This is a genomic window from Pseudodonghicola xiamenensis DSM 18339, from assembly GCF_000429365.1.
GTDB lineage: Bacteria > Pseudomonadota > Alphaproteobacteria > Rhodobacterales > Rhodobacteraceae > Pseudodonghicola > Pseudodonghicola xiamenensis.
Genome location: NZ_AUBS01000044.1, coordinates 1 through 26,941 on the forward strand (window position 1 = coordinate 1; position 26,941 = coordinate 26,941).

Annotated in this window: 25 protein-coding genes, 2 tRNA genes and 2 pseudogenes; 12 read left to right on the forward strand and 17 right to left on the reverse strand. The window is 59.2% G+C overall.

Annotated features, from left to right (window positions below; translation table 11 throughout):
• The 3 genes from G455_RS24830 to G455_RS0120080 all read left to right on the forward strand — a co-directional run.
• Window positions 1-296, forward strand: a 296-nt coding sequence (locus tag G455_RS24830) for a transposase (RefSeq protein WP_035367103.1), incomplete at its 5' end; no start/stop codon positions are given.
• Between the two features lie 72 nt (window positions 297-368).
• Window positions 369-444, forward strand: a tRNA-Ile gene (locus tag G455_RS0120075).
• 1 nt (window position 445) lies between these two features.
• Window positions 446-531, forward strand: a tRNA-Leu gene (locus tag G455_RS0120080).
• Between the two features lie 188 nt (window positions 532-719).
• Here the strand turns inward: G455_RS0120080 and G455_RS0120085 are convergent.
• The 4 genes and pseudogenes from G455_RS0120085 to G455_RS27025 form a co-directional block, all read right to left on the reverse strand.
• The gene (locus G455_RS0120085; protein ID WP_028095321.1) at window positions 720-1,913 is read right to left on the reverse strand and encodes a patatin-like phospholipase family protein; all 1,194 of its coding nucleotides are present in this window, start codon (window positions 1,911-1,913) and stop codon (window positions 720-722) included.
• Window positions 1,910-4,195 carry a ThiF family adenylyltransferase gene (locus tag G455_RS0120090; RefSeq protein ID WP_028095322.1) on the reverse strand — a complete coding sequence of 762 codons (2,286 nt, stop codon included), beginning with the start codon at window positions 4,193-4,195 and terminating at the stop codon, window positions 1,910-1,912. The genes G455_RS0120085 and G455_RS0120090 overlap by 4 nt, the downstream gene beginning before the upstream one ends.
• Window positions 4,195-5,325, reverse strand: coding sequence for a ComEC/Rec2 family competence protein (locus G455_RS0120095; RefSeq protein ID WP_028095323.1), 1,131 nt, complete (start codon window positions 5,323-5,325; stop codon window positions 4,195-4,197). Before G455_RS0120095 ends, G455_RS0120090 begins: the two co-directional genes overlap by 1 nt.
• Window positions 5,326-5,394: 69 nt before the next feature.
• A pseudogene (locus tag G455_RS27025) lies at window positions 5,395-5,532 on the reverse strand (DUF2188 domain-containing protein); the annotation flags it as partial.
• A 244-nt stretch (window positions 5,533-5,776) separates the two neighbouring features.
• Here G455_RS27025 and G455_RS0120100 point away from each other — a divergent pair.
• Together G455_RS0120100 and G455_RS25770 are read left to right on the forward strand one after the other, a co-directional pair.
• Window positions 5,777-6,094: a helix-turn-helix domain-containing protein gene (locus tag G455_RS0120100; protein ID WP_035367104.1), complete on the forward strand. Its 318-nt coding sequence runs from the start codon at window positions 5,777-5,779 to the stop codon at window positions 6,092-6,094.
• Window positions 6,095-6,664, forward strand: a complete 570-nt coding sequence (locus tag G455_RS25770) for an ImmA/IrrE family metallo-endopeptidase (protein ID WP_028095325.1) — start codon at window positions 6,095-6,097, stop codon at window positions 6,662-6,664.
• A gap of 740 nt (window positions 6,665-7,404) precedes the next feature.
• Here G455_RS25770 and qatD read toward each other — a convergent pair.
• The 4 genes from qatD to qatA form a co-directional block, all read right to left on the reverse strand.
• Window positions 7,405-8,148, reverse strand: coding sequence for a Qat anti-phage system TatD family nuclease QatD (qatD, locus tag G455_RS26170; protein ID WP_084437152.1), 744 nt, complete (start codon window positions 8,146-8,148; stop codon window positions 7,405-7,407).
• A gap of 2 nt (window positions 8,149-8,150) precedes the next feature.
• Window positions 8,151-9,518 (reverse strand): Qat anti-phage system QueC-like protein QatC, encoded by a 1,368-nt coding sequence (qatC, locus tag G455_RS0120110; protein ID WP_028095326.1) that lies wholly within the window; start codon window positions 9,516-9,518, stop codon window positions 8,151-8,153.
• Window positions 9,515-10,156: a Qat anti-phage system associated protein QatB gene (qatB, locus tag G455_RS25775; RefSeq protein WP_308434070.1), complete on the reverse strand. Its 642-nt coding sequence runs from the start codon at window positions 10,154-10,156 to the stop codon at window positions 9,515-9,517. The genes qatC and qatB overlap by 4 nt, the downstream gene beginning before the upstream one ends.
• A 212-nt stretch (window positions 10,157-10,368) precedes the next feature.
• Window positions 10,369-12,306 (reverse strand): Qat anti-phage system ATPase QatA, encoded by a 1,938-nt coding sequence (gene qatA, locus G455_RS0120120; RefSeq protein WP_028095328.1) that lies wholly within the window; start codon window positions 12,304-12,306, stop codon window positions 10,369-10,371.
• A 111-nt stretch (window positions 12,307-12,417) separates the two neighbouring features.
• Between qatA and G455_RS0120125 the strand changes: the two genes are divergently transcribed.
• From G455_RS0120125 to G455_RS25780, 3 genes are read left to right on the forward strand one after another with little or no spacing between them, the layout of a single operon-like run.
• Complete coding sequence (locus G455_RS0120125; protein ID WP_028095329.1) at window positions 12,418-13,266, forward strand: type IV toxin-antitoxin system AbiEi family antitoxin; 849 nt, start codon at window positions 12,418-12,420, stop codon at window positions 13,264-13,266.
• Window positions 13,256-14,170, forward strand: a complete 915-nt coding sequence (locus G455_RS0120130) for a nucleotidyl transferase AbiEii/AbiGii toxin family protein (RefSeq protein WP_028095330.1) — start codon at window positions 13,256-13,258, stop codon at window positions 14,168-14,170. The genes G455_RS0120125 and G455_RS0120130 overlap by 11 nt, the downstream gene beginning before the upstream one ends.
• Window positions 14,167-15,432, forward strand: a complete 1,266-nt coding sequence (locus tag G455_RS25780; RefSeq protein WP_051312657.1) for a hypothetical protein — start codon at window positions 14,167-14,169, stop codon at window positions 15,430-15,432. The genes G455_RS0120130 and G455_RS25780 overlap by 4 nt, the downstream gene beginning before the upstream one ends.
• Window positions 15,433-15,488: 56 nt before the next feature.
• Here the strand turns inward: G455_RS25780 and scpB are convergent, their stop codons facing one another.
• Window positions 15,489-16,085: an SMC-Scp complex subunit ScpB gene (scpB, locus tag G455_RS0120140; protein ID WP_028095331.1), complete on the reverse strand. Its 597-nt coding sequence runs from the start codon at window positions 16,083-16,085 to the stop codon at window positions 15,489-15,491.
• Window positions 16,086-16,087: 2 nt separating this feature from the next.
• The gene (locus G455_RS0120145) at window positions 16,088-16,972 is read right to left on the reverse strand and encodes a DUF1403 family protein (RefSeq protein ID WP_028095332.1); all 885 of its coding nucleotides are present in this window, start codon (window positions 16,970-16,972) and stop codon (window positions 16,088-16,090) included.
• Window positions 16,973-17,097: 125 nt separating this feature from the next.
• On the opposite strand from G455_RS0120145, the gene G455_RS0120150 reads away from it, so the two are divergent.
• On the forward strand, window positions 17,098-18,195 hold the full coding sequence (locus G455_RS0120150) for a tyrosine-type recombinase/integrase (RefSeq protein WP_035367105.1): 1,098 nt from the start codon (window positions 17,098-17,100) through the stop codon (window positions 18,193-18,195).
• 12 nt (window positions 18,196-18,207) lie between these two features.
• Here the strand turns inward: G455_RS0120150 and repC are convergent, their stop codons facing one another.
• The 4 genes from repC to G455_RS0120175 form a co-directional block, all read right to left on the reverse strand.
• Window positions 18,208-19,488: a plasmid replication protein RepC gene (gene repC, locus G455_RS0120155; protein ID WP_028095334.1), complete on the reverse strand. Its 1,281-nt coding sequence runs from the start codon at window positions 19,486-19,488 to the stop codon at window positions 18,208-18,210.
• 160 nt (window positions 19,489-19,648) lie between these two features.
• Window positions 19,649-20,644: a plasmid partitioning protein RepB gene (repB, locus tag G455_RS0120160; protein WP_028095335.1), complete on the reverse strand. Its 996-nt coding sequence runs from the start codon at window positions 20,642-20,644 to the stop codon at window positions 19,649-19,651.
• 103 nt (window positions 20,645-20,747) lie between these two features.
• Window positions 20,748-21,959 carry a plasmid partitioning protein RepA gene (gene repA, locus G455_RS0120170; protein WP_009574268.1) on the reverse strand — a complete coding sequence of 404 codons (1,212 nt, stop codon included), beginning with the start codon at window positions 21,957-21,959 and terminating at the stop codon, window positions 20,748-20,750.
• Window positions 21,960-22,450: 491 nt separating this feature from the next.
• Window positions 22,451-22,789 (reverse strand): DUF736 domain-containing protein, encoded by a 339-nt coding sequence (locus tag G455_RS0120175; protein ID WP_028095336.1) that lies wholly within the window; start codon window positions 22,787-22,789, stop codon window positions 22,451-22,453.
• Between the two features lie 595 nt (window positions 22,790-23,384).
• Here G455_RS0120175 and G455_RS27030 point away from each other — a divergent pair.
• Complete coding sequence (locus tag G455_RS27030) at window positions 23,385-23,534, forward strand: hypothetical protein (RefSeq protein WP_229861747.1); 150 nt, start codon at window positions 23,385-23,387, stop codon at window positions 23,532-23,534.
• An 18-nt stretch (window positions 23,535-23,552) separates the two neighbouring features.
• Window positions 23,553-23,720: a hypothetical protein gene (locus G455_RS27035; RefSeq protein WP_229861748.1), complete on the forward strand. Its 168-nt coding sequence runs from the start codon at window positions 23,553-23,555 to the stop codon at window positions 23,718-23,720.
• Window positions 23,721-23,840: 120 nt separating this feature from the next.
• On the opposite strand, the gene G455_RS0120185 is transcribed toward G455_RS27035, so the two are convergent.
• From G455_RS0120185 to G455_RS0120195, 3 genes are all read right to left on the reverse strand, one after another.
• Window positions 23,841-24,752 (reverse strand): DUF2493 domain-containing protein, encoded by a 912-nt coding sequence (locus G455_RS0120185; protein ID WP_028095337.1) that lies wholly within the window; start codon window positions 24,750-24,752, stop codon window positions 23,841-23,843.
• 463 nt (window positions 24,753-25,215) lie between these two features.
• Window positions 25,216-26,097 (reverse strand): DUF7146 domain-containing protein, encoded by an 882-nt coding sequence (locus G455_RS24850; RefSeq protein WP_229861749.1) that lies wholly within the window; start codon window positions 26,095-26,097, stop codon window positions 25,216-25,218.
• Window positions 26,094-26,489, reverse strand: coding sequence for a hypothetical protein (locus G455_RS0120195; protein WP_028095338.1), 396 nt, complete (start codon window positions 26,487-26,489; stop codon window positions 26,094-26,096). The genes G455_RS24850 and G455_RS0120195 overlap by 4 nt, the downstream gene beginning before the upstream one ends.
• On the opposite strand from G455_RS0120195, the pseudogene G455_RS24855 reads away from it, so the two are divergent.
• Window positions 26,487-26,941, forward strand: a pseudogene (locus G455_RS24855) (integrase core domain-containing protein); the annotation flags it as partial. The gene G455_RS0120195 and the pseudogene G455_RS24855 overlap by 3 nt on opposite strands.

Below are 26,941 nucleotides of genomic sequence, written 5' to 3' on the forward strand. Positions count from 1 at the left end.
TGGCCAAGCTGGTCAAGGACCGGGACGCGCTGCTGACCTTCTACGACTACCCGGCCGAACACTGGAAGCACATCCGCACGTCAAACCCGATCGAAAGCACCTTTGCCACCGTCCGGCATCGCACGAAACGCACCAAGGGCTGCCTCAGCCGCAAGACCGGACTGGCCATGGCATTCAAGCTGATGATGTCAGCGCAGGCAAAATGGCGCAAACTCGACGGCCGGAACCGCCTGCCCGAAATCATCCAAGGGGTTGAGTTCCGCGACGGCCTCCGCCACGTTCAAATCGCCGCCTGATCAGGCGTCACCAACTTCTGCGCATATCTCTTGAGCAAGACACCGAATTCGCTCATTTAGTGATCCCCACGTGCCTCGGTAGCTCAGCGGTTAGAGCTGACCGCTCATAACGGTTAGGTCGCAGGTTCGAATCCTGCCCGAGGCACCACGCGGACATGGTGGCATGGTAGACACCGGAGACTTAAAATCTCCTGCTCAATCGAGCGTGCGGGTTCGAGCCCCGCTGTCCGCACCATTTTATAGGCCTAACGCCTTCAGCGACTGGAAGCCGGTTTGGCTCCAGGTTTGTCTTCAAACCTACACAAAGATTGGTCTCGCGGTTCTACAGCGCCTTACCCGCTCATAAAGACCGGCAGGTAGGCGATTTGCAAAAATGGTCATGACCGACAAGGGGCAACTATCGAAACCATTCTAGAAACAGCATTAGCTCTGCTGCAATTCTCGCACTAGATCGGGCATGTGCTCGGCAATCAAAGCGTATGTCAACTGTTCGCCACGCTTGCTGAGTTTCTCGATCCACTCGTCTGGCATCGCAGAGAAGTCGGTAGGATATCCATGTGCGTCTTCTCGTGATACAAGAGCCGATGGCGGAAAGGCGAGGCGGGAGTCATCCTGCCCAAGGAAGGGCATGGCAAACCCCTTGATCTGTCCAGAGGACTTTAAATCGAACAGACGCTTCACTGCCGCGTTCTGAGCCCTATCAAAGATGCAATTGAACGTGCTTGTAAGCCGCGCCATGAAAAATTGGCTGGGCGGATCAAATCGCAAACCGTAACCCGCGCGGCAGCAGATGAACGTGTCCACGCCAGAAACATTCAGGCTCACCGAGGAGTCCCGATCAGGCCAAAGCGGCGCCAGGCCCAAGTTGTCGTAAGCCCCACCGTCGGTCAGGGTGACGTGCTCCTCTCGCCGCGATCCGTCAGGTTTGTTGAAAGCGAGACGTTCATCAAGCGCCGGCAGAAATAGCGGATATGCCGCGGAGGCCATGACTGCGTGCGCAAGAGTCGTCTGTGAACCGGCAAGTTCCCCAAGACGCCACGATCCGGACTTCTCTCGCGAAAAATAGAACGCCGAACCTGTGCGCAAATCTGCAGCGTTGATAATCAGAAGTGGGCGCGTCGCGGGCAATTCCCGCAACTTAAGTCCGTGAAAGACATCTTCGTCCAAAACCCTACGTAGGATCGTCGTCCTGCTCGCGAAACGCGGCAGCGGTGCGCGTAACTTGTCGAAGCTCCAGCGTGTACGTGCGGTCGGTGGCAGTATCAGCGAAAGGAGGCGCGGTCCGGTCGCGATCGCCAAGATTGCGAGGTTGATCACCCCAAGAAGGGTAGCACAGTAGATCGCACGCAGGCCTTCGGTGGTCGTGAACACCTTGCGCAAGGCCGGACGCACCAAGCCGGAGGAAAGCAACGAACGCACCTTCGTCTCGAAGACCGGGAACGGTTCGTCATTAGCCGCATAAAGTGCGCCAATGACGCTTCCCCCTGATACGGTGGATATGACCCGAACTTCGTCAAGAATTCCGAGATCATGCAAGGCGCGCAAACAGCCTAGGTGGAAGGCGATGGCACGGGATCCACCGCCTGAGAGCGAGAGGCCGATGACGGGCTTACTCATCGAACCGACCTTTCGGCTAGTGGAGAAGAAGCTTCGCTATGGCGCATAAACACGACAGCGAGTTCGGCCTCCCCAGCAATCAACATCAGGCCGGGCAAGGTATCCATGTCAAATATTGTGGCGAGCCAATTGATCTGGGACAGGTCGGTAACGCTCGGCATAACCCCGACCAGTGGCGGATGTGAATGCCACTCACCGACGTAGCGCAGCTGTCCCTGTGTCTCCGCCATAGATCGGTCGATCAACTGTTGGACGCCATCGGTGCCGCGAACGAAGCCGGTTGGCGATCCGATGCTGTCAGCAGGCGCTTTGGCAGCATCGGCAAGGTGTATTTTCCGAGCAGGAATGTCGACGACTCCGAGCAGGATACCTCCCGTCTCGTTCGGCAGGCATTCATGGCGCATTGCCGTGATGCGTGAGCGGAGTCCGGCATCGAGTGAGACCTGCCAGCCGTCAACATCGAAGCGACGCACATCCTCCGCTGGATAAGAGAAGCTCCTGACTTGACCCTCCGTACCAAGCGACCAGATCCGGATGATCCCTTCATCAGCGTCGGCGGCCCGCCCCAGACCTTCCGCAACGAGCCCACTTAGGGCCATGACACGCGACTCCGGGATCAGGTTTGTGATGGCACGGCAAGCGCCGGTATAGGCGAATGTCCGCACCGGGGTTTCCAAATGACCCGAGAGAGCCTCCTCCCGGACGACATGTCTCAGATACTGCGCTTCCAGATCGCGTAGCGTGACGCTGCGATCTATCGGTTCGGCCAGCAGAACGGCGGCATCCCCAGCCGGGCTAAAAAAGATGCTGAACCGCCGAGCCTTGGAATAATGGTCAGAGAGGAATCGCTCCGCCAGCAAAGAAGCGGATGCATCCACGATAATGTCGGCGCCATCGAGCGCAGCATTAACGTCGTCATTTTGCTGCCCTTCAACCCCAACCTGGGCGGTTATCGCTGTAGCCACAGAGTCTTCATCGTCAAGAATGCTCGCCAACGCCCCGGCGAGCAATTCAGATTTGCGCCTGGTGACGTCGCCGCCGAAGCCGACATGGCGAGCAAGGTTGTGTGGAAGCAGGACGTCATCGTCTATCACGGTCCAGCGGAAACGCCCCTCCCGGGTAAGACAAGGGGCGACATGGGCACCGATCGCGCCCCCTCCGACGATCACGGCCTTGCGTGCATCCGGGATGGCGCGGCCCGCAAGCCGGGTCGCAAGGTCTCGGTCAAAGGTTGCGTGGACTTCGACCGGCAGCACGGCCATCGCTATCAGCGCAGCTTCATCCACAGCTCCGGCGGTCAAAGCGGTAACGAAGCCGGCGGCTCCGCCCTGATCCTTGCTTTCGACCTTGTGAGCAATTCCGAGCGCGACCGCGATGTCACCAACCTTCTCAGCAGTGACGAAGGCCCGAAAATCTGTGCCCTGTTGTATTCCGTCTGGTGAGATAATCGGCATCTCGACGACCACTGCCAGGCAGGAATTGATCCGCGCCGCATTGGTGCGCGCGTCGTTCAGCCATTCGGCGAGGCGCGTACGCAGGTCGGCAAATAGATCAATCCCACGTGCTGCGAGCAAGTCGGCAAGGCTGCCAAGATTACCTGGCGCGAACGAAAGCCGCACCATCTGCGCCGGAGGCACTCGGTACGCTGCCACCGTCAAAGGCAAAGCCAGTGTGCGCCCCTGCAGCTGGGAAAGCGGGATCACGCGCATCAGCGTGCCCGTGTCGTCAGGGACAGCGACGAGATCCTGTGTGTTGACGTTATCGATCAACGCACGGGACATGATGATGTTGTAGCCGGTCCCGAACATGAGCGGGTCGACCGGCTGCCGGGCGTCATGCAAGGCGCCCTCGGCAGCTCGCCGAAACCAGGCAAGGATACGCTGGACAAGCTCGGCCGGTGTCCATGTGAGGCGCGCTTCCGCCCAACTTCGGTCATCGATACAGATCGCGCGGGGTGATCCTTCGGCAGTGAGGTTTTGGTGGGCAGTGTCGGGAAAATCGCTCCGCAACACGTAGACGAATGGCATCGAATCGCCGCCAGCGAAGCGAACGCCAATTCGTTCTGTGCGCCGGATTGGCACGACGCTCTGCTGCGGCCTGCCGGTCCTGAAGGTGAGTTCTACAAGCTCACCGGCCCCTCCCCTGCGTAGTGCGACGACGGCAGCGAGTTCGGCGGCATGCCGGTCGACGAACCGTGCAAACGATGCCGCTGCCGAAGAGGTGAGGTCATCGACCTCGATCACTTCGTCGAAGGATTCCGTGAGCCAGGCTTTGACGTCCATTAACCAGCCCTGGGCGACGCCGCCGCGGCGGTTCCAGCAACCATCGGCGCAGCAAGCGCAAGGGCGAAACCAAATGCCGTGATCTTGTATGCGAAGGGCTTGGGGTCACTCTTCGACGGGTGCTCCATCGTCACGATGAATTCGCCGTCGTGCGCCACAGTGATCCGACGGTGATAGTTTGCAGCCTGCCGGTGCGGGGGCTGGACGTCGTCGTCGGCCTTCGACCCTTTGACGGGGATCGGCCAGGACGGAGAGATGATGTCGCTGCCGGGTTGGCGCTGATCCTCGAACAGCCACTTGACGTCGGGGTCAGGGACAGTCTCGTTCGAGCCACGCTCCGGCCCGAGCGACTTGTAGGAGCAATGGTGCGGCAGCTTCATCAGATCCCAAGCGAGCCTGTCCTCATTGCCGTGCTTCCGGCTGACCTTGACGATCGCAGCCAGCGTCTCGTAATTGACGTCTGAGGCGAGAAGCAGTCTCGTCTTCCGGCCGCCCTCAACAAAGGTGGCCTGCATGACGATTGAATCCTCGTTGCGATCAACGACAGTGTTTTCATCCTGTCGCCAGCCGAACGGACAGTGCACAAAAAACTCTACCTTCTCTGGTCCATTCAGTGTGTACCCAGGCACCAGTTTGCCAGCATCCACAATCAAGTGCTTGCGGCTTTCAAAGTCGATCCCTTCCGCCTCCATCCAGGCCTTCAGCCGTTCGGGGCGAGAGAACACGCGAATACCCTTGCCCTGACGCAAACGGTACCGTGCCTCCGCACGGACCAACCGCGCATCATCCTTCAAGTTCTCTTCAAGGATTGCCGCTGCAGGGACCCAAAGCTCCCTGATCTTTACGCGACCCTTGCCTTGGTAGAGCGCAGCATGATCCAGCCAGAAGAAGTCACCGAACCCCTTACAGTGATCGGTGTCAGTGTGCGTGATGCAAACCGCATCGAAGTAGTCGCGGCCCGCTTTATCCATGTCGCGGCGAAGTGTCGTCGGCAAGTCGCAACGCTGGTCATCCTCATCGTCGTCACAACGCATTGCGGCGAAGTCGATCAGGACCTTGCGCCCATCGGCAAGGTCGAGGCGGGCGGTGTCGGCGTTGCCGAGCGGAAAGAAGTTCACCAGAGCCTGCATTTCACTGTCCTCATATTTTCTTGCCCGAGCAGATTGGGCAGTTGTTGACCTCCGGCCCCGCGTTGGAGCCTAGCCTTTCGGCGGATAGGGATCGTTCCCATAAGAATTGGCATCGCGGATCTGGCCATTGGGCCGATGGATGACGACCTCGCCTCGCTCACGGATCGCCGTGGTGCGTGCGGCCGCTGTCGCCTCTGCCTGGGTTGCGTGCGTGGATCCTACCCGGGTAGCGCCCTCACGGCGTGCAGCCCAACCATCCCCTGGCGGACCACATGAATACGCTTTGACATCGAATTCTCCTTATTTTCCTAGCTCGCCTCGATTCGAAACTATTGACCCCGGCCCTGTGGCATGATTCAAGTGTTTCACAGACTGGTATAGGCCAGAAGCCTTACCAAGTAAACAGTCTTCGCACCACTAATACCAGTCTACGAAACACTAAGGAGGGCACATGAATATCAACGAACTCGCCCCACTAGTCTTAAGGCGACGGGGAAACATGGGGGTCAGGGCTGCCGCAAAGGAGATCGGGATCAGTCCGACCACACTCACGAGGATCGAAAAAGGGCATGTCCCAGACGTGGGCACGCTCAACAAACTCAGCGAATGGTTGGGGGAGGAGCCTTCGAAGTTCACCGGCGTTGGAGACCTTCAAATCGCATTCAAGAACAGGAAAGCCGTCCCGCAAGCGACCGCTCTCGCACTGGCAGAACTCATCACCCAGGCCTCGCGACAATTCGAACAAGACGTAGAGGCTCGAGGACACTAAGTGGCATTCAGACGAGGGTTCAAATCTCAATGTGAGCGGCGATCGGTCGAGTTTCGAAAACAGTTCGGCCTGTCCGATTACGATGCGCTGTCTGCCGACCGTTTGGCGGAGGAGCTTCGAGTCACCGTTTGGTCCACCGATGACGTCGATGGGATATCGGAAAGCGCCAGGTCGGTTCTGAGCGACGAGACAGATCAATCGTGGTCCGCCCTGACGATGAGATTGGGCGCGGCCCATCTTGTCGTCCATAAACCGGTCTCCTCAAAAGGTCGCCGCAACAACGTGGTGATGCACGAGCTGGCGCACATCATCCTGGGTCACGAACTTGCAAAAGCCTGCATCCTGGAGGACGGCTCTCTTGTTCCGGGTAATTTCGATCAAGACCAAGAAGACGAAGCCGACTGGTTGGCCGGAGCCTTGCTGCTGCCCCGGCCGGCCCTTCTGTCTATTCGTCGTCGGCGCCTGTCGGATCGCGACGCTTGCGAGGAACATCTCGTCAGTCCGGAAATGCTGAAGTGGCGGTTTCGGATGACGGGTGTAGATTATCAGCTGTCGCGCCGCCGCACGTAGCACCGACACCAACGGAAAGGCAGCGTTTCTTGCAAGTCGAGTGGTGGACACGTGCACCCATAGACAAGTGAATGACCGCACCGGAAGACAAAAGAGAACCCATATCCAAAGTCGAGGATGAATGAAGATTGGTATATTGGCATGGGGCTCTCTCCAATGGGACCCACGAACTCTCCAGATCAGTAGCGATTTCTTGTCGGGCGGACCGAACTTACCGATAGAATTCTCCCGCATCTCGGGCAGAACTGGACCGATACAGCGACTGACCCTGGTCATTGACGAATTACATGGCACAGTATGTTCGACTGTCGTCGCCACGAGCAGCTTCAACGACCTCAGTCAGGCCAGGGAAGATTTACGCGGGCGCGAAGGGATGCATCACGTAAACGGTGTCGGGTTCATCAATCGGCAGACTGGCGATGTAAGCTTTCGGGCGATGGAAAGGCATCCAGGTGCCGTAGAGAGGATTCGCGGTTGGCTGGATGGAACCGATTTTGACGCGGTAATATGGACCGCACTTGCAAGCAATTTCGAGGAGGTTCGCGGGGAACAATATTCGATAGAGGCCGCGCTAAGTTTCTTGGAATCGCTCTCTGGAGAAGGCCAGGGAATCGCACTTGAGTACATTCGCCGGGCACCAACGCAGACCCAAACGCCTCTGCGAGATGCTGTCAATCAACGTTGGGCCACATCAGGCTAGCACTTTTGGCGGTTGGTATTGGTTCTCGGCGCTCAGGCCTTCACGCGAGTAGGGTGGAAAGATTCTGCCTTACGGAACGTGCGATCTCGGCTTGCGACTTAGACAGCGCTTTTCCTAGGGCGCTCAAAGTTGGCCCAACGTCGCCGGGAGGGACTGGTAACCCATCTCTCTCCACGAACGGCCCATCAGTTTCCGTCAGCAATCGCGCTTGCGGGATCTCCCTGAGAAGGCTCGTCGTTCTTGGCGACAAGAGCATACGTTCGTTGATCGAGAAGTAACAACCTAGGTCGACTGCGCGCCTTGCTTCACTCGCACTACCTGTGAACCAATGCAAAACCACCCGACCTCGATCTGGCGACAAAAAGGCCTCGACCATGTCTAGTACATGTTTGGCCGAGCGCACACTATGCACACTTAAGACCTTGCCTCCCGCACTGTCACACAGCCTCAAGACGCGTTCAAATACCTCCTTCTGCCGTTCAAAAGATCGGTAAAAACGAGGGCTGGCGTCTAGGCCAACTTCGCCAATGTATCGGGATTGTGGCAGGAGATCTTCGAAGATTGAAACTTCGGACGCGCGCTCGGCCACGAGTTGAGGGTGTAATCCGAGGGCGGGACGAACGAAGGAACTCTTTCTTGCGAGCTCCAAATTCCGCGGGAAGGCGCGCGGTGTCGTTGTGACCGCTAGAGTGGCCACCTCTGAATCATCACACGTTCTGATCGCGTTCTCGAGATCGGGATAGAGATCCAGATGAGCGTGAAAATCTACAAACCGCGGCCTCAAAACTATCCTCCTGGTTTCACTGTGACGTCATCTAAGATTGCTGCGACCTCGAAAACTCCACGCCTGAAGACGTCAGCGAAGGCAGGAATCTCCGCTGGTGCGTCTATTAGAGGGCCAGGCTTATGAACGAGAGTTTCGGCGAGGCGGGGGTTTCTCCGAAGCCTTTCGACCATAAGCTTAAATGACCTGATATGTTCCCCCTCGGCACGGTCGCTCCGAAGCGTCTGCGCCGATAGATCTTGGACCGTATAGAGGGTCGGATCTTTGGCGCCAAGGCCCGCATTGAGAGACGCTCGACGGATTAGGCAGGGCACACAATAACCGCAATGACGGGGTGACAAACCTCTATACCGAGCTTTGGCCGGCGACGAGCAGGACATAGACGACGCGACCAAGCTCCGCAGATATGGAAGGTCCGCACATAATCCCACCATTTCGCCCTTGGTCTGGTGCCGGTAGGGATTGTTCAGTTGGACTTTGAGGCCTAGCGCGTCGAGCAGGCCCTGAACACTGGCCATGAAGTGGGGGTGAGCCGTGCGGGTACTAAGTGCGCCGAACCTCAATGCGTCCAATGGCACATTGAGCGCGATAAACCCGTTTTCTGGCACGTTGACCGTGGTCCTATTGCCAAACGATGCGGCGGCCAAAGCTGCAAGAGCGTAGAACAAGAAGGATCTGCCACGCTGCGTCTCCTCCGACTGTCCGGTGGCGAGCGTCCGGCTATCGAAGCCCAGACGAACACGCATCGACTTGAAAGCCTCCGCACCAAACTTCGACTGGAGTCGGTCCAACAGGTAAGATTGAGCTTTAGATGTCTCCGCGTCCCAGTAATGGCTCACAAAAAGCGGGCGCGATCCTGCAGATAAGATGTCCACGGCAGCGATCAGACTGTCCAAGCCTCCGGAAAGAAGACAAACAGTTTCTAGCCCATAGAGCGGGAGCTTGTCTGTCGGGACGCCGAGGGCGACCGTTGTTGCGGGACGTTCGCGAAAGAAGACGCGCCAGCGATCTCCTGTGAGAAACCGCAACATGCGTCCGACATGCTTCGCTTGTTGCGACCAAAGCGCCGGCTCGCCGACAGGCAAATACAGGTCGATTTCGCGCGTCCAACCACCCTGCGCATTCTTGGACCTAGACATTCGTGTGTCCGCCGCATTGACCAGAGCGGCGAGTAGCGCCAGATCAATGGCGTTCTCCGGAGTTGTCATTCCAAGCGTGTTCAACTGTTGAAGTGCCTGACCGAGACCGAAACTCAAGCGGCCTTCGCCGTCGAGAAAATCGATGTCGTAGACACTCGAGTCCGGCTGTAAAACGGTGACTTTCGCGGTATCTCCGAGACCCAACCGTGCAATCAAACTGAAGCGTCTCATTCTGCCTCCCCGAGGGTCTGCATCAAGTCGAACGCGGCCGCGTAGAGGTCAGATACGAACCCGTCGATCTGAGATCCATTGAGCGATGCAACCGCGACTCCGGTGGCCTGCAACCTGTCCCTGACGCAACCGATCACAAATGTATGCAGCATCCGTTGGGCCCGTTCGACAGATGCTGTGTCCGGTGACAGTTTTATTGCGTTCGTGCCGACTTCGTTGAGTATTTTTCCTTCAATCGAGCGTGCGACCACCCCGACAAAGATCTCCTGAAGGTCGTCTAGAGTAAGTTCGTCAAAGTTCCCGATCCCGTTTGCGGCAAGGTCGGCAATCGTCTCGAGGAGGGCGTCTCGTGCGATAGCCTCGTCGATCGTGCCTCCGGGAGGACAGAGCGCATCGGTTAGTGCAACGAAAACTTGGTCGGCCGGAGCACCAGCCAGAGCCTCGATGTTGAAGCGACGAAGAGCTTCCGCCGGCCCAGATTCAGAAATTGCACGGGCAAGACCGACAACGCCACCTGCGAGTGCTCTGGAACTGACCATCTGCCGCGCGGCGGCCCGGCCACCACCGCTGGCAGCAACGAATTTGCCAGCACCCCGTCGGATCGTTCCGGGGCTCCCGCTCCTCGTCCCTGAGGTCATGTCCCCTCGGGCAGACCCGAAACCACGACCTGGTCCAGGTGGAACGATCGGCGGGTATTGCGCAGGCGGCGCAGGCGGAAGCCCATTCTCATCAACGCCCTCCGGACCGTCGATGGCGGGGTCGGTCGGGGCTGCTGCGGGCTCAGGCGCAGGGTCACCGACCCAGGATGGCACCATCGGTTTTCCACCACCAAAACTGCCGGACGTCCCCATCACCGACCACCACGTTTCGCGGCGGGTATCTTCGCTACCGCTTTAGCCGCACCGCTCAAAGCTTTGTTGTCGTCCCGTCCCGCCCAATCGGCCTTCAACGCATCGTATGCTGAAGCCGCCTCAGCTTCGGTAATCGCTCCGGCCCAACCGGTGAGGACCCAGGTGCCGAGTTTAGCGGCGGGAAGGTCCCTAAAGAATGCAACAAGAGAGGCTTGCAAGAAGGGATGTTGCTGGCAGATCGCCGCCAAGCCGTGCATCCCGGCCGGTTCTTCCATAAGATCATCAGCGTCAGCAACCTTCGTGCGCAATGCGTCAAAGAGCTGTTCAGCCTCGACAGAATTCAAGCGCTTGATCTCAGTTGTCAACTGCCTGATCAGCAGTGGCGGCCCCATCAATTTTTGCAGGAGTTCGTCCAGCTCTCCGAGTTGTGCCTGCGATCCATAGCCGCCGCGCCGGTCGCGGCTCACGAATACGTATGGCCTGAGATCAACATCGGTCAGAGAGGGCGCGATCGATGCCCATCGGCGTGCCCATTCAACGTTGGGCCAATCAGGAAGTTGCTCTACCGGGCTCGATTTTCCTTTAGGCTCTTTGCTTTCGGCCGACTTGGCAATGACCGAACCATCTGGCTGGGTTGCGTTGGCTTCGAGCGCGGCCAACTCAGCGGAATGCCCCGTGTCCGCCGCCCCACGTGCCATCGCATCGAAGACTTCCGGGGCGAAACGTTCGGCCAGCATGATCTTCGCCAAGACACCAAGGTTCAACTCGTCAGCAAAACCGCGCTCCTCCGCGATCGCGAGGCGAAGCGACATCGTGTTTATGAAGCGCTTGATCTGGCGAGGGTTGCCGCGTGATCCGTCGGTTAGGATAGGCGCGATACGGTAAGCGATGTCGAGCGCTCGTTGGATAGGGTCAGGGATAGTGCCGAATGTTGCTGTCAGTGTCGCGCGGTCCAGTCCCGGCCCGGTCCATGGCTTCTGCAAGGCTGCTCGGGCGATTGGCACGAGGCGGCGGAAGATGTCTGAGTCTTCGCCACATTCGTTCAGGACAAGAAGCATTGTGACGTAGATACGGGTCTCGGCATATCCGAGCGCAGGAAGCCGGAAGGGGACTTGTATAAGTTTCTCGAGGTAGTTGCGTGCATAGGTTGCCGGCCCCGTCGCTGCAGGCAGATCCGGAAAATGTTGGCGCACGGAATATTCAATCATGCCCTCATCCGCCGCGATCACGAAGGCGGCGCGAGGCACGAAGAGGAAGAGCCGGATCGCTTCCAATGTGCCAATGGCCGTGCCCGGGAGGCACCGGTCCAGATCGTCGACCAGAACGACGAGGCGGTCAATGTCCGCGACCTCCAACAGCTTCTCGAACTCTGCACGGAAGGCGTGCATCTGCTCCGGCGTGCTGTCCTCTTCCATATCTTTTAGGAACGACCCCGCACTGGCCGTGAACGCCTTAAGGTTCTCGGCAGTGAAGGCATCCGCTCCGCCGGATAGAACCGAAGTCGCGATGTTGCGTAGGTCGGTGACGGTTTCCGGCATCGGTATCCCGGTCGCCAGGGTCATGCCGTAGGAACCTGCCTTCTTGGCTGCCTTCATCCAGTCGATCCGTCGCCACAGTTTTTTGGCCTGGTCGGCAACTTTCTGCGAGCCGGAACGGCTCTTAACCAGATCCTCGACTATGGTCTCGATCAGAACTGTCTTCGCGTCGTCGAAACCTTGAAAGAGCCAGCCGTTGAACCTAATGCAGAGAACCCGATCATCGTCCCTGAAGGCTTCCTCGACCATCATGAGGACGCTCGACTTTCCCGCTCCCCAGTCGCCGTGAACTCCCACACTGAGTGGCTGATCCGATTTGTCTGAGACGACCCTCACAACAGTCTTGGCAACGGCCTCGTAGTACAGGAGGTCAACCGCGGTTTCATTATCGGCAACTATCATACGTATAGCTCGAATCTTGGTTTAATATATTTCGTTTCTACTTACCATGGGTTACATATTGCCACCAACATCAAACCCACTCTAGTTTGCAAAGAGGCTGGAATACCAACCATGAGTGCGCAAAGGGGACAAAAGCTGAACTCGTTGCAGTACCTCCTTCCAGAAGGTTTGGTCGCCAACTCGCGATGGTTGGACGAGGCAGGTTACTCGAGCGCACTGCGAAGCAAATACGTCGCGAACGGCTGGTTGGAGCAGCCCACACGAGGGATCTACAAGCGGCCTGGTGCCGAAACGCGATGGCAACACCTGATCATCTCGCTGCAATCGCTCATGCGAATTCCGGTCATCGTCGGGGGCCTCAGCGCACTCGAACTTCAAGGCTACGGTCACTACGTAACCATGGGAAAGCGGAGAAAGGTTCACCTCTACACGGAAGCCCCCCTGTCCAAATGGCTCAACGAAATCGACCCCGAGATCGATTTCCAGACACGAAATGCGAAAAAGCTGTTCAAGTCGGAGGCGATCTCCAAGGCGATCCAAGGCCTCCCACCACTTTCGTCGACAGGAAATGTCGAGACATTGGATAACCCCGACGGTGGGTTGAGACTCCATGTCTGGGGTGACAGATCCTGGCCGATGGTGATCTCCCGTCCGGAGCGAGCCATTCTGGAATTTCTGGACGAGATCCCGACACACCAGTCCTTCGAGCACGCTGCGGAACTGTTCACCGGACTTTCAAACCTCAGTCCCAGGCAACTCCAGGCGTCACTCGAAAACTGCCGCAGCGTGAAGGTGAACCGACTCTTTCTGTGGTTCGCCGAGCGGAACGATCACGCCTGGTTCAAACGACTCGATCTCGATGCAATCAACATCGGTAGTGGCAAGCGGGTGGTCGCAAAAGGAGGCAAGTTGGACGCCAAATACCAAATAACTGTGCCGGAGGGTCTTGATGGCAACTGATGAACGGTTCCGACAGCAAGTCGATCTTTTGATCCGGGTCCTCCCGTCAGTGGCTGAAGAAAACGTGTTCGCGCTGAAGGGCGGGACTGCGATAAACTTGTTCGTCCGAGACCTGCCGCGCCTGTCCGTCGATATCGACCTGACTTACCTACCCGTGAAAGCCCGGGAAGAATCCCTCGCCGACATAGACGCCGCGTTAGACCGGATATCGAAATCCATCTCGGAAGCCGTGCCTCAAGCCAAGGTCGTTCCCAGTCGACTGCACAATGAAGGGATCGTCAACCGTCTGGTCGTCCGGACACCGGAAACTCAGATCAAGGTCGAAGTGACACCTGTAGCCCGCGGTTGCGTGTTCGAACCCAGAGTCATGCAGGTTGTGCCGTCGGTCGAAGACCAGTTCGGCTACGCAGAGACCCAAGTAGTTTCTTTTGACGATCTCTACGCAGGAAAGATCGTCGCCGCACTCGATCGCCAACACCCCCGCGACCTCTTCGACGTGCGGGATCTCCTGAGGAAGGAAGGAATCTCGACGTCATTGCGACAAGCGTTCTTGGCCTACATCGTGAGCCATAACCGGCCGGCTATCGAAGTTCTCGCTCCGACCCGAAAGGACATTCGCTCGGATTTCGAGGAGAACTTTTTGGGCATGACCACGGAGTTGGTCGAACTGGAAGAGCTGGTCGCAACCCGTGAAGAGATTATTGAAGCAATAGTTGCGCAGATGCCGGACGAGCACCGCGCCTTTCTCGTTGGTGTGGAAAGAGGCGAAATTGACTGGAATCTTTCGGGCCTCACGGACGCGGCCAACCTGCCCGCCGTTCGCTGGAAGCTAACCAATCTCGACCGACTTGAAGCCAAAAGACGGCACAGGCAGGCAGAGGAACTTGAAGGCATCTGGCGATGACCGACACCGTGTTTTGGTCATGGCAGAATGACCTGCCCGCAAGACTGAATCGGGATTTTATACGAGATGCTCTAGCCATCGCTGTCGACCGAGTCAGTGAAACTCTCGATGTCGAAGATGTCGAGCGAGTGGCCCTGGATCACGACACGAAAGCAACCGCCGGAATGGCCGACATCAGCCAGACGATCTTGGAGAAGATATCCAGAAGCGCCGTAGTGGTCGCCGACGTCACGCCTATCGCTAAGTCTGCTGGCGGAAAAGCACTACCGAATCCGAACGTCATGGTCGAGCTCGGCTACGCGATGAGTGCCATAGGGTTTGAAAGGATCATTGCCGTCTTGAATACGGCGAACGGTGACACCGTTGAGAATCTACCCTTCGATATCCGGCACCGCCGAATACTGACCTACAATTTGGCTGCGGTGGCGACAAAGGCGGAACGGAAAGCGGTTCGGGAAGGCCTCATCAAGCAACTGGCCGAAGCCGTCCGGGTCAATATTGATCTGGTCCGCGACGCTAGGTCCGCCGCCGACCCCATCCTGGGCGTGGAGAGCGACCCTCATTCGCCGGGCCTATGGAAAGCGGAATGGCCCGTGACACATTCCGACGGCTTCGGTGAAGTTGCACGTGTAAGGCCTTTGGACTTATCGCGAGCTTGGCTCAGGATCATCCCCGCAGGCTTTCCCAACGGCCGTCCATCGATCACGGCGCTGGAGCAATTGCCAGACAGCGCGCGTCTCCGGGCTCCCACAGGTGCAGGAAGCGGCGGAAATTTCGGATCGTGCCCGTTCGGGTTCGTGACGTACTGGGTCGCGGGCCGGGAAGAGGATGGAACCTGCCGTTCACGAAACCTTGCGGCATACCTCGAAGACAGCGGCGAAGTGTGGATGTCAGACGGTGTGGCGTTCACCGAGCACAAGGGCCAGAAACACATCTCTTATGGGCATCTGTTCTCCAATTGGATCAGAGGATTGGCAAGCGGTATGGCCTGCCTTGACGCATTGGGCGCGTCGAAGCGAAGACGGATCGTCATGGGGATCGATGGCATGTCGGACGCGGTCTGGCCGATGCAATCCGGCTACGTGCCCGCGAGATCCCGTAAGAGCGGTCTCTTGGTCGACGAAACGGAGCGCGATTGGCCAGATGAGCGGCGCATGCAACTTCTTCACAGGACGTGGAACTCACTGCGCGACGCATTCAGCATCGAGCCGATGACAGAAGAAGGATTTGCCCATTATTTCGAGGTGCGAAGGAGAAACTGAGTCTAGGAGAGTTGCCAACCCGACCGGAGCGTCATCACGGATAACTGTTGGCCTCATCACACGTCCACAACCAAGCCCGCATCCCCCAACTGCTCCCGATCTGGAAGATCGCGGAGGCTCTCCAGATCAAAGGCGACGAGGAAATGCTCGGTCGTCACAAATGTATACGGCGCACCGCGTCGCGGCGACCGTGGCCCGGTGCCAATCAGCTCGCGCGCATGCAGCCGTCCGATCAAGTCGCGGCTGATCTCTTTGCCGAAGATGTCCTTGAGCCCGTCGCGCGTGATCGGCTGGTGATAGGCGATGGCCGCCAGCACCGCGACGTCGAACTCGTTCAGATCCAGTAATTGATCCCCGACGTCCGCCGCAGCGCGGATCGCCGGCGCGTAAGCGGCCCGCGTCCGGAACATCCAGCCGCTGGCGACTTGGGCGACCTCGAAGGACCGCCCCTCTAGATCTGCGGCAAGGTCCTCGACCAGCAGGTCGACCGAAGCGCCCTGCCCCACCACGCGCGCCAGGTCGTCGCGCGGCACTGGCGAGGCCGAGGCAAACAGTACCGCCTCGATCCGGCGCATCCATTCCCGCCAGCGCAATTCTGGCGACAGGTCAGCCAATTCGCGGTCCAGGTCAGGTTCCAAGCGATCCTTTGCCATCGCTACACCCCGTAGAGTCGGAAGGTGTCGCGCCCCGTCAGCTCGCGTACCGCGCCCAGAACGACCAGACGGTCACACAGCCGCCGTGCCGCGCGATCCGGCAAAGGCAAGGCTGAAGGCGCGACCGCATCGCGGGTCAGGAACATCTCGACGGCGTCGGCGGCCCCCTTGGCCCGCAGTTTCGGGGTCAGGGCCTTCAGATGCGCCGCCCGCCGTGCGAGGTCGGTGGCCAGCCGGATCGCGTCGATCGCCGAAGAGATGAGTGCGCGATGACAGGCCAGCCGCAAGTCATCGCCCTGCTTGCGCAGGTCCGCGCGTTTCAGACCCGCGGCCAACAGCGGCACCAGATGATCCCAACCAAGGGCTTGGGCAAGGGCCGCATCCGCGAGAACCAGCCCAGCTACGTCTGTCCGCGGGGCCTCGCGCAGCACCGCTTCCAGCACCATCGCGGCCCGGGTCACCGGCGCCCCCTGCCCCGCATCGAGCCAGGTGGCGATCTGGTCCGGCTCAAGGTTCGGCAAAGCGCGACCCAGAGTCTTGATCGACACCGGCCGCTCCGCCGCGCGCTGCCAGGCCAGATAGGCTTCGCCGGCCGGTCCGGGCAGATCGCCGGAGCTCAGCAGGTGCACCGCATCGCGCAACTCTCCGGCCCGCTCCGGTCGGCCAGAAAACGCGACACAAGCCTCCGCCGCGCGCAGCGCCAAGCGATCCCGTAACAAGGCTTGGGGCACCTCCTCGCGTAGCAACACAAGATGCAGGTGGTTCAACGTGGCGCCCGACAAAAACGCAACATCTTCAAGGGTTTCAGCGCGTGCAGAGGTGACCCAAGCGGGCATCCGGGGTAGCGTACCAAGGTCGCTGATGTGATCCGGTCGGGCAAATGTCATGCCCAAAACCTACACCTGCACGGCGCTTTCTACCAGAAAATAGCGCACAAACCGCCCCATCTTGCAGATCTTCACTATGTCCAATAAGTTTGCCTTATCGGACACAAAAGGATATGCTCAGAGGCATGTCAGAAAGCACCGAGAAATCGACCTCAGACGTGCCAATCGGGCCTTCGTCCAACGAGGACAACGAGAGAGATCATCCTGACGGCGAGGTCTTGAGCCTGCCTTCCTTTGTCGCGGGCTCAGGCACGCTCGATCAGCTGGTCGATACGGCTCGCGACTATGCACGCGCGGCAGCGTCGGACAACACGCTGAAGGCCTATGCGAAGGATTGGGCGCACTTCGCGCGCTGGTGCCGGTTGAAGGGCACCGAGCCGCTGCCTCCGTCGCCGGAGATGATCGGCCTCTACCTTGCGGATCTCGCGACCGGCTCACGTCCCTCCCCTGCCCTGTCCGTCTCAACCATCGACCGCCGTCTGTCAGGTCTCGCCTGGAACTACGCACAGCGCGGCTTTTCCCTCGATCGCAAGAACCGACATATCGCCACGGTGTTGGCCGGGATCAAGCGAAAGCACGCGCGACCACCAGTTCAGAAGGAGGCCATCCTGGCCGAGGACATCCTCGCGATGGTCGCCACCCTGCCATATGATCTGCGCGGGCTGCGGGATCGGGCGATCCTGCTGGTGGGATATGCAGGAGGCTTGCGCCGCTCGGAAATCGTTAGCCTTGACGTCCACAAGGACGACACGCCGGATTCTGGCGGCTGGATCGAGATCTTCGAGAAAGGCGCCCTCCTGACCCTCAACGCCAAAACCGGTTGGCGCGAAGTCGAGATCGGCCGCGGCTCCAAGGATCAGACCTGCCCCGTGCACGCGCTGGAGCAATGGCTGCACTTCGCGAAGATCGACTTCGGTCCGGTCTTCGTCGGCACCTCGCGCGATGGCAACCGCGCCACTGAAACGCGACTGAATGACAAGCATGTTGCGCGCCTGATCAAGCGGACGGTCCTGGACGCCGGCATCCGATCCGAGCTGCCCGAAAAGGAACGCCTGGCGCTGTTCTCCGGCCATTCGCTGCGCGCCGGTCTCGCCAGCTCCGCCGAAGTCGACGAGCGCTACGTTCAAAAACAGCTTGGTCATGCCTCGGCCGAGATGACCCGCCGCTACCAGCGCCGGCGCGACCGGTTCCGCGTGAACCTAACCAAGGCCGCCGGACTCTGATCCCCTGCCCCATCACGCCGCCTGCCCACTGAGCCTGCCATAGAAGCTGCGCTCGAGATGCAGCTCCCCTGCCCCGGCCTTCTCGACCATGCCGCGCAGATATCCGCCCGGCGAGGAAACTTCGCCCGCGCAATGCTTCTCGAAGACAAGCGCCAGCGCCGCTGTCGCCACCTGTTTGCCCAGCCGGTCTTGCGCCACGTTCCACGCATGCTCGGACACCCCGATCATCGGCCTGAGCTGCCCGGCAACCCGGTGCAGATCGCCCCAATCCTTCAGGAAGCCGCCCATATTACGCGCCCAGGACGCGAATTCGGGACAGGCCTGCATCACTGTGGGCAGATCCAGTGCCGCGCGCTTCTTGCGGACTTCAGCCACCCACTCTTCCAGCTCCCTGTCAACCTGATCTTCGGGCTGAGCATTGGGCACCACGGCCGCGACTTCCTCATTTTCTGAGGAATTACGAGTTACAGGATCAAGTTGGTTTGTAATTAGTATATGAGGGTCAGAAATGACCTCCCTGGGGTTCATTTCTTGAGTCTTCTCGGGAACTTGTTCCTTGGCTTCGGGCGCGTTTTCCACAGGTTGAACGACCTCGGTTGCCTTGAGATAGGCCGCTTCGACGCGCTCCTGAAGTTCCTTGAACCAGGTCAGCAACCGCGCAAGTTGCTCAGAGGCTTCATGACGGCGCGGAAGCCGATCAAGAAGCTCCTCGAAGAGGCCTGTGAATTGCGTCCAAGGACCGCGCAGCGCGCTGCTGACGGCGGTCTCGATCCGCGCGCGGATCATCCGGCGTGCCACGGTGATCTGGCGCTTCAAGCGCTGGCAGAGCTCGCGTTCGGCCTGCAAATCGCTATGCAGTTCCTCGAACTCCTCGACGCGAGCTGCGAGCGGCGACAGATCGAAGCCATAGGCCTCCACGATGCGCCCCTCAGCGTCCCTACGGCCCCAACGCTTGCCGTTCGGGCTGTCCTGGAAGGAGATCACGCCGATCTCGGCCAGGCGCCGCGCATGGCGTTTCAGCGCGGAAAGCGAGAAGCCCGTCTGCTCTATCAGATAGGCGTTCGATGCCCAGACGATCGGGCGCTGACCCTCCTCCCAGTCCTGGGCCTGGGTAAACGCCCCGAGCGTGTCGAGGAGCATCATGTCCCCCGCCTTGAGGCCAATGTAGGCTCCGACCCGCTTCACGGCCACGAAGGCCCGCGTTTTGGGTACAGCTACCTGTTCACCGGCTTGGGCAAGCTGCTCTGCAATGCCAAGACCCGGTGTCGGCTTGCGCCAACCTGTATGCTTCATGCCTGTTTCTCACCTCCAGTTATGTGGAGGCAAAAGAAAGCCGTTCGCCGAAGTGGCGTTCTTGTTGACAGTGATTCGCGGGAGAGATATCTTCTAAGCGACCAAACTTTTCAGATTAGCTCTCAGGCCACGCTGCTTGGGGGCTTTTCTTTTGCCTAGATCATTGTTCTGACTGCTCCTCTTTCGTCGCGAGGAATTCGCTGTACAGCTGATCAAGCCGACCCGAGAGAAAGTCTCCGAACTCGGTTGAATCTTGTGCCGTAAGCGAAATGCTGAATGCCTTTCCGGAACGACCGATGACTCCCTTGATGCGGCCTTTGCCGGCAGTCCAGGTTCGTTTCTTGGGCGCGGCACGCGTTTTTCGGCGCTTCGGCACCCTACCCGCTTCTGCCAGCTTGCTATGCAGGAACTCAAAGCGAGCATCACTGTCGAGGTTCTGAAACCCGTCGAACTCCAGAGCTCCCTCGAGGATCTTGTCATTCGATGGTTCCGAAGCCAACTTTTTGAAGTCTTCCCAGCGATCACGCCCAATCTGCTTGGCCGGCCCAATCTGTTCGATGACGTACCTAGGGACGTTCTGCGCCACTGACAGCATCCGTGAAAGCAACGTCCCATCGATGGTAAGTGCGGACTGGATCACGTCCTTTGCTTGTCCCATATCCAAGAGGCTCTTCGCAAAAAGGGCCTTCTCAATAAAAGAGAGGTCTGCGCGCGCAGTGTTTTCCTGCCCTTGAGCAAGAATGTGGGCCACATCGTCCATTGGTTTTACAACTGCGCGAACCTTACGGCCGAGCGCCGATGCAACGCGCACACGGCGATGCCCGAAGACGATCATATAGCGGCCATCCGCTTCCGGATGCGGTCTAAGCAGTACCGGCGTGTCCTGGCGACCCGCTGCGATCGATGCTTTCAGTTCGTCGAAAGCAACATCGTCATCACTAAGCCGATCCGAAACGAATGACACATCGATCAATTGCGGATCGATCTCGACAATGGTTTCACCTTCAAGGAGACGCTTCGAGTTTTCCGCAAGGCTATCAATCGAAACCTTCATCGATTTCGAAGCACCGCGCATTGCGTATCCAGAGCGACCGGAATCCTTGGGCTGCTCCGGCGAGCCCGCCATAACGCTCTTCAGGAGGTCTTTGCGAGCCATCAAGCCATCTCCTTTTCGTCCAAATCCAACCAAAGCGCCGCGCGCATTTCGACAGTTGCACGGCTGTCAAAACTAGCTCTCTGCACGGCTGTCAAAACCTTAGTCATTCACGCCCCCAAGCCTTGTGGATCAGTTCGGCGATTTCATCGTTCACGTCATTCAAAGATGTCACTGCGCGGTCATAAGTAGTCCGCACGAATTGAGACCGTTCAACTTCGTAAAGCGTCTGCTTCGTAATCCCAGCGTCGGAGATCGCCGTAGACTTCAGCACAGGAGCCGACAGCATCTGATTTGGGAACATCGCCTGGAGGAACCCAACCATCTGCTTTTGGGGACCGTCCGTTGGTTCAAATCGCGTTACCAGGTAACGGAACCACTTCAGGCGCATGTTCGCTCCAGCGTCACGGATCGTCTTCATGATTCCGCCCAGCATCAGGAGAAACTGGCTCATCGACATGACGTCCAGCATCTGAGGATGGACTGTCACAATGACCGAGGAAGAAGCCGTGAGAGCAGTGAGCGTGAGGTAGCCCAGTTGAGGAGGGCAATCGATCACAACCACGTCATAGCGGTCATCAACCTCGCTAAGCGCCTTCGATATGCGAGTGAAGAAGGTACGGCCCTCGTGGGGATCGCTGCTCGTCAAAGCAACCGGGGTATCGTATTCGTACTCTTGAAGCTCGAGACTTGCCGGCACGATATCAAGGTTGGGAAAGTTCGTTGGCCGGATCACCTCTGAGATCGGCTTACGCTCGTCATCATAGCGAAGTGTCTCGTAGAGCGAAGGCACGTCGTCGAGTTCAGGCTGAATGCCATGCAAAGCTGTGAGCGAGGCCTGAGGGTCCAAGTCGATCGCAAGAACTCGATGCCCTTTCAACGCCAAGTGCTGCGCGAGGTGGGCGGCGGTAGTGGTCTTTCCACTTCCTCCTTTGAAGTTCACGACGGACACGACGTGCAGTTCTTCACCAGGCTGCCGATAGGGGACATAACGGCGTTTTCCGGGGCGGCCATGCTTGTCGAGATAAGCTCTCAGTTCCAGCATCTGCTCGGCCGAGTAGCTGCGCCTCCCGGACGATGATGTTTCAGGTTCAGGACCTTTGCCTTCGAGATGAAGCTTCTTGATGGTCGACTGCGTCACGCCGAGATAGTAAGCAACCTCGGCCAATGAAAACTGACGTAGACCTTTTTGGGCGTCCGGAGGATACTGTTCCTGCCGCAACATATTGAGGCGGTCGGAAATCAACTCTCCTTGCTGTAGGATGATCTCGTCGAAGGGTTGATCCTTCGTATCAGCCGCAAAAGACCGTTCTCGCATCCGCCTGTCCTCTAAATATCGCTTTTTCAGCGATTTCGCTCATTAAAGTGTCATCTACACGGAAAACTGAGTCTTAACAACGATTTTCGCCCGGCGGTTAGATCTTACCCAATCTACCAGCGTGCCTAGATGCCTCGACAAAGTATAGCGATCGAGGAATGTAGCTACCCAATATCTTGGGGAAACTGTCACTCGCTCGGATGTGTAGTCAACTTTAACTTCGCGCCAGTTACATTCAACTATCTGTTTTTGTTTCTTTTTTCACCGCTGCACGGCTGTCAAAATGCAAGATGCTGGAAGCCTCATGGCGCTAGGGGAACTACGAACCCGTCTCCTCCGAAGCGGATTGCATCATCATCACCTTGCGCCAATTCAGTGATCGGTTGCTTCCACCAAGCGGACCAACCACTGGCTCCAAAATGTGGGGAATGCGTTTCAGCGCGAAGGGAAACAGAGGAAATCGGCTGGGTTGTCCCAGCCGATTCTTTACGTCACGCAGCGTCTTTCGGCCCCCAAGGGATGACGGCCTGCAGGGACAGATCGTTCTGGTTCGCGGCCTTGCCGAGGTTGGCGTTGAAGCCGTGGTCGCGGATGGTCAGCGTATAGTAGTCGGCGCCGGTCTCCTTGTTCTGCTTCTTCCAGATGCCGCCGCACTCGACCAGCTTGCCGCGCGGGGAGCGGCCGAGGACGCGGTGCGTGGGGGCCATCGGGTTCACGCTTGCGACGGGTTCGACCGTGATGTCGAGGTCGAAGGTCAGGGTCGAGATGGAGCCGACGCCCTTGGCGGTTTCGATGTCGGCGCTGGTGAATTTGATGCAGTTCGTGGTCATCGCTCTTCTCCTTGTTTGCGTTGCAATGATGGTCACCTTGCAGCGGGCAAGGCCCGGCCACACCGAAGGCGGAGCGCAGCGGAGAGGGGCAGGCGCCGGTCTTTTTGCCTCGCGAGGAATGGCCCGCAGGGACAGGGGAAAAAGATCGGTGACAACCTTTTGGACGGGACGACAGCTGCGACCAGCATGTCATGCAACTCAGACAAAGGGAGAAGTGCGGCGGCCGCGAAGGAAACTGGGTGAACTGCCGACAGCCAGGAACGCCGATGCGTCCTTTGCACAGGCTCGCCAGATCTTTCGATACACACCACGACCTATCGCAACGCGACACCGGCCCGTATTCAGCTCCTCGGTCGGGTCACTAGGGGCCTCAAGCAGAGAGTGCTCTGACAGGCAGGAGAAGATGAAATGCCAGGGCGAAGACACGCGCATCTGTTCCCGACGGCTTCAATCCCGGCCGCGTTGCGAACTTCGAAGATGTCCCGTATGGGATTGCGAAACTGAGCAAACGACGCATGCGACTCGGAAGATCGGGTAGAAGCTCGGGCCCGCTCCAATCCCGATACGTGTCGGCATAAGTGAAGAGGATAAGCTGTTGGACGGCGCAACACCGAATGTGGTCACCGAGGATGGCCTGCGCGATCTGCACTCAGATGGCTACCTCATCGAGGTGATCTGCAACCAGACTGCCGGGAAGCGCCACAACAGTTGGCATGGCGCCTGGGCCGTGCACGCGGTGACGTAGGATGGCCAGGATGCGAAGATGCTTGTCACGAGCCGTAGCGTCTTCAAATTGCGCGAGTTCAAGACGATCGTCGGATTGGTCAGTTTCCTGGCCGACATGGGCTGCCTTTCGGCGAATATCCCGCTGACGACCGGACGACGTGAGCGTCAGGAGGCTTCAGAGGGTCTCGCCACAGCCGCCAGTTAGAAATGGTGTTAACACTCACGGCGGTCTGACAGACCAAATCCCGCAGAAGTGCGCAGCTCTGCGCACTCATAGAGCGAACCGCACAGTGTGCTCTGACTGATGTCATGGTAGAACCGGGGCCTAAGCCCCGATCCTCTTGATGCGGATCCCGAGCTTGCGGGCCTTGTCGACGATGTTCTCGGTGATGCCCGAACCGGGCGTTGCGATCAGACCCTGCGGCATGGTCTCGAGCATCTTGTCATTGCGCTTGAAGGGAGCCGCCTTGCCGTGGCTCTTCCAGTCGGGCTTGAAGACTACCTGGGTGACGCCCCGAGTATCTGCCCAGCGGGCCGCGATCATCTCGGCACCTTTCGGCGTGCCGCCGTGCAGCAGCACCATGTCGGGGAATTTGGCGTGCGTGGCGTCGAGCACGGACCAGATCAGATCGTAGGCGTGATAGCCCCCGCCCGAGAAGGCGATCCGCGTGCCTTCGGGGCAGTGTACCTCTGTCTCCTTGCGTCGCTTGGCCGAGAGGTAGGCCCGGCTGTCCACCACGGCGGAAGTCAGGCCGCGATGCGAGACCTTGGATCCGGTGCGGGGCAGCCAGGGTGAACCCGTGGCGGCCGAAAAGTGGTCCACGGCCAGATCGCGCATCTGCTCGAAAGCGTCGCGATGGTCCCAGAGTTTGAGCCCGATCATTTGGAGGCGCTCTAGTTCGACCGAGGCGACCTCTGAGCCGTCCTGGATGGCCAGACTTTCCCGGACCTCGAATTCGTTGTCGTCGAGCAGCTTCTGGATATGGGTGAGCCGGCGATGGAAGATTGAGGTCAGGGACCAGAGCATCTCTTCGAGATTGTCTTCCAACTGGCTGCCGGTGATGAGGCCGGTGGTGGTGTCAAAGAGCGCCGCCATGGCGAGCTCGACCTCGTCAGGCTGGGGCAGGGGGCGGTGATCGGTCTCGCCGGGCCCTGGCGTTGCGCCGTGAAGTGCGAGGTGGTCGAGGATGGCGGAGGTCACGCCGGTTTCCTCTTGGACGTCTGTCTGATGGGGCATTGTCTGGTTCCTCTGTTTGATCTGACCCGATTTGGATGGGGCGATACCAGGACCGGCGGCGACCGGGCCGCATCCGTCAGGATCGGAGCGAAGCGGAGAATGCGCCGCGGGCCGGAAAATTGGTCCCGCGAGGAATGAGCCGAAGGCTCAGGGGAATTTTCCGGGTAGCGGCGCATTGCTGCCCGGGCGAGGGGCACTCAGCCCCGACCCGCCGGTCCATCGCTCCCAATATCCAAACGGGATCAGATCGAACCCGCGGAACCTTTGCCCTGTTGGACATCCAAGAGGATGGTGGCGGTCACCCGTCCTCGATCTCCAGACCTTGTGCTTTCATGGCCTCTATCAGCGACCGGCGCAGCGTATCCTTGCCAAGTGCCTGCAAATCGTCGTTGAAATCGCCCATGTTTGGCACGAGATCACCACAGGTAATTCCCCGAGATTCCAGTTGGTTACGAAATCTCTTTCATGCGTTACGTCCGGCTTCGTCATTGTCCCGCGCGATCCAGATACGCTTGATCCCCGGCGGCGGGATGAACAGCCCGAGATGGGTGGCGGTGAGACAGGAGGCGAGATCGAACTCGGGGAGAGCGGTGCCCACCGAAAGGGTGTTCTCGAGACCTTCGCCGACGATGAGATCAGAGCGGCCCGTGCCGGACCAGAAGCGGATGGCATGGCCGTGAAGCTGCCCGAGGATCCGCTTCGGGCTCTCGATCCCGGCCAGACCGCCGGTGGACGGGTCTAGATAGAACCGCGCGCATCCAGTGATCTGGCCGCGAATATCGGTGATCTTCGCGAGCAGGGCAGGAGCCCTTTGCGGCGGATCGGCGTCGTCCGTGCCGTGCCGCAGGAAGACCCGTGGGTGATAGCGCAGGGCCGAACCCAGCCGTGTGATGCCACGCCCCTGCAGATAGGTGGCGGCCAGGGTGCCCAGGACCGGCTTGCCAGCGGCAAAGAGTTTGCGCGTCCGCGCGATGCGTTTGCTCGAGGCGGCATCTGGTTGCTCACGGGTTTGGGTGTCTCGCGGCACGGCCGGGCAGGGGGCCTCGCCAAGGAAAGACCGGGCCTCCCACAGCGTCTCTTTGAGCGTGATCGACCCAAGCCGTTCATGCAGCAGGTCGATCAAGTCGCCATATTCACCCGTCGCGTAATCGGTCCAGGACCCGGCCTTGCGCCCACCCTGGGCCTGGAGCCGGATGGCAAGGCTCTGCCCCTTTGCGCCCGAAGTGTCACCAACCTGCCAATAATTGCCCTGCTTGCGCCCCTCGGGGAAATACTGGCGGCAGAAGCTCTCGGCCCGGTCTGCCAGATCGGCCGAGAGGTCCGCGATACTGCGCCCCGCGCTCATGCTGCGGCATCCGCTGCACTGCCGCCAACAGGATACTCCGCGAGAACCCGCACCAGCACCTCGGTGCCATCCACCGGGATGAACACCCGCGTCTTCCACTGGATCACCTCGGTGAAACAGCCCATCGCCTTCAGTGCAGGCAGGGCCGTGCCCGACGCGCTGTTCAATTCCAGCCTCGGCTGACCCATGACCAGCGAGCGGCGCAGCTGGTAGCCGCCAAGGAGGCTCAGGGTCGTCTTCGCGTCCATGACCGCGCCGAACACCTCCTGCGGCGTCATCTCGATCTGACAATCGAGACCCAAGCGCGCATAGACATTGAGAAGCTGCTCCTGACTGACCAGACGGCCGATAGCGCGTTCCCCGTCTTCAGTCTGCAGGCGGTAGATGCGCATGACCAGCTTGCCATGGGCAAGAAGCTGCGCGTCCTGACGGTCGTGGACACGTTCTCGCGTTATTCGCCGGTGCTGGATGTTCGGTTCAGTTATCGCGGGGAAGACGTGGTCGCCACCCTGGATCGGGTGTGCCGCCGGATCGGCTATCCGAAGACGATCCGGGTCGACCAGGGTAGCGAGTTCATCTCCCGCGACATGGACCTCTGGGCCTATCAGCGCGGCGTGATCCTCGACTTCTCACGGCCCGGTAAGCCGACCGATAACGCTTTCATCGAGGCCTTTAACGGACGGTTCCGGCAGGAGTGCCTGAACACACATTGGTTCATGAACCTTGCGGATGCCTGCGAAAAAGTGGAGGCTTGGCGGAGATACTACAATGACGAACGGCCACACAGCGCGATCGGGAACAAACCGCCGATCCTGCTGACGAAATCGGGAGGCGCAACCAGCCC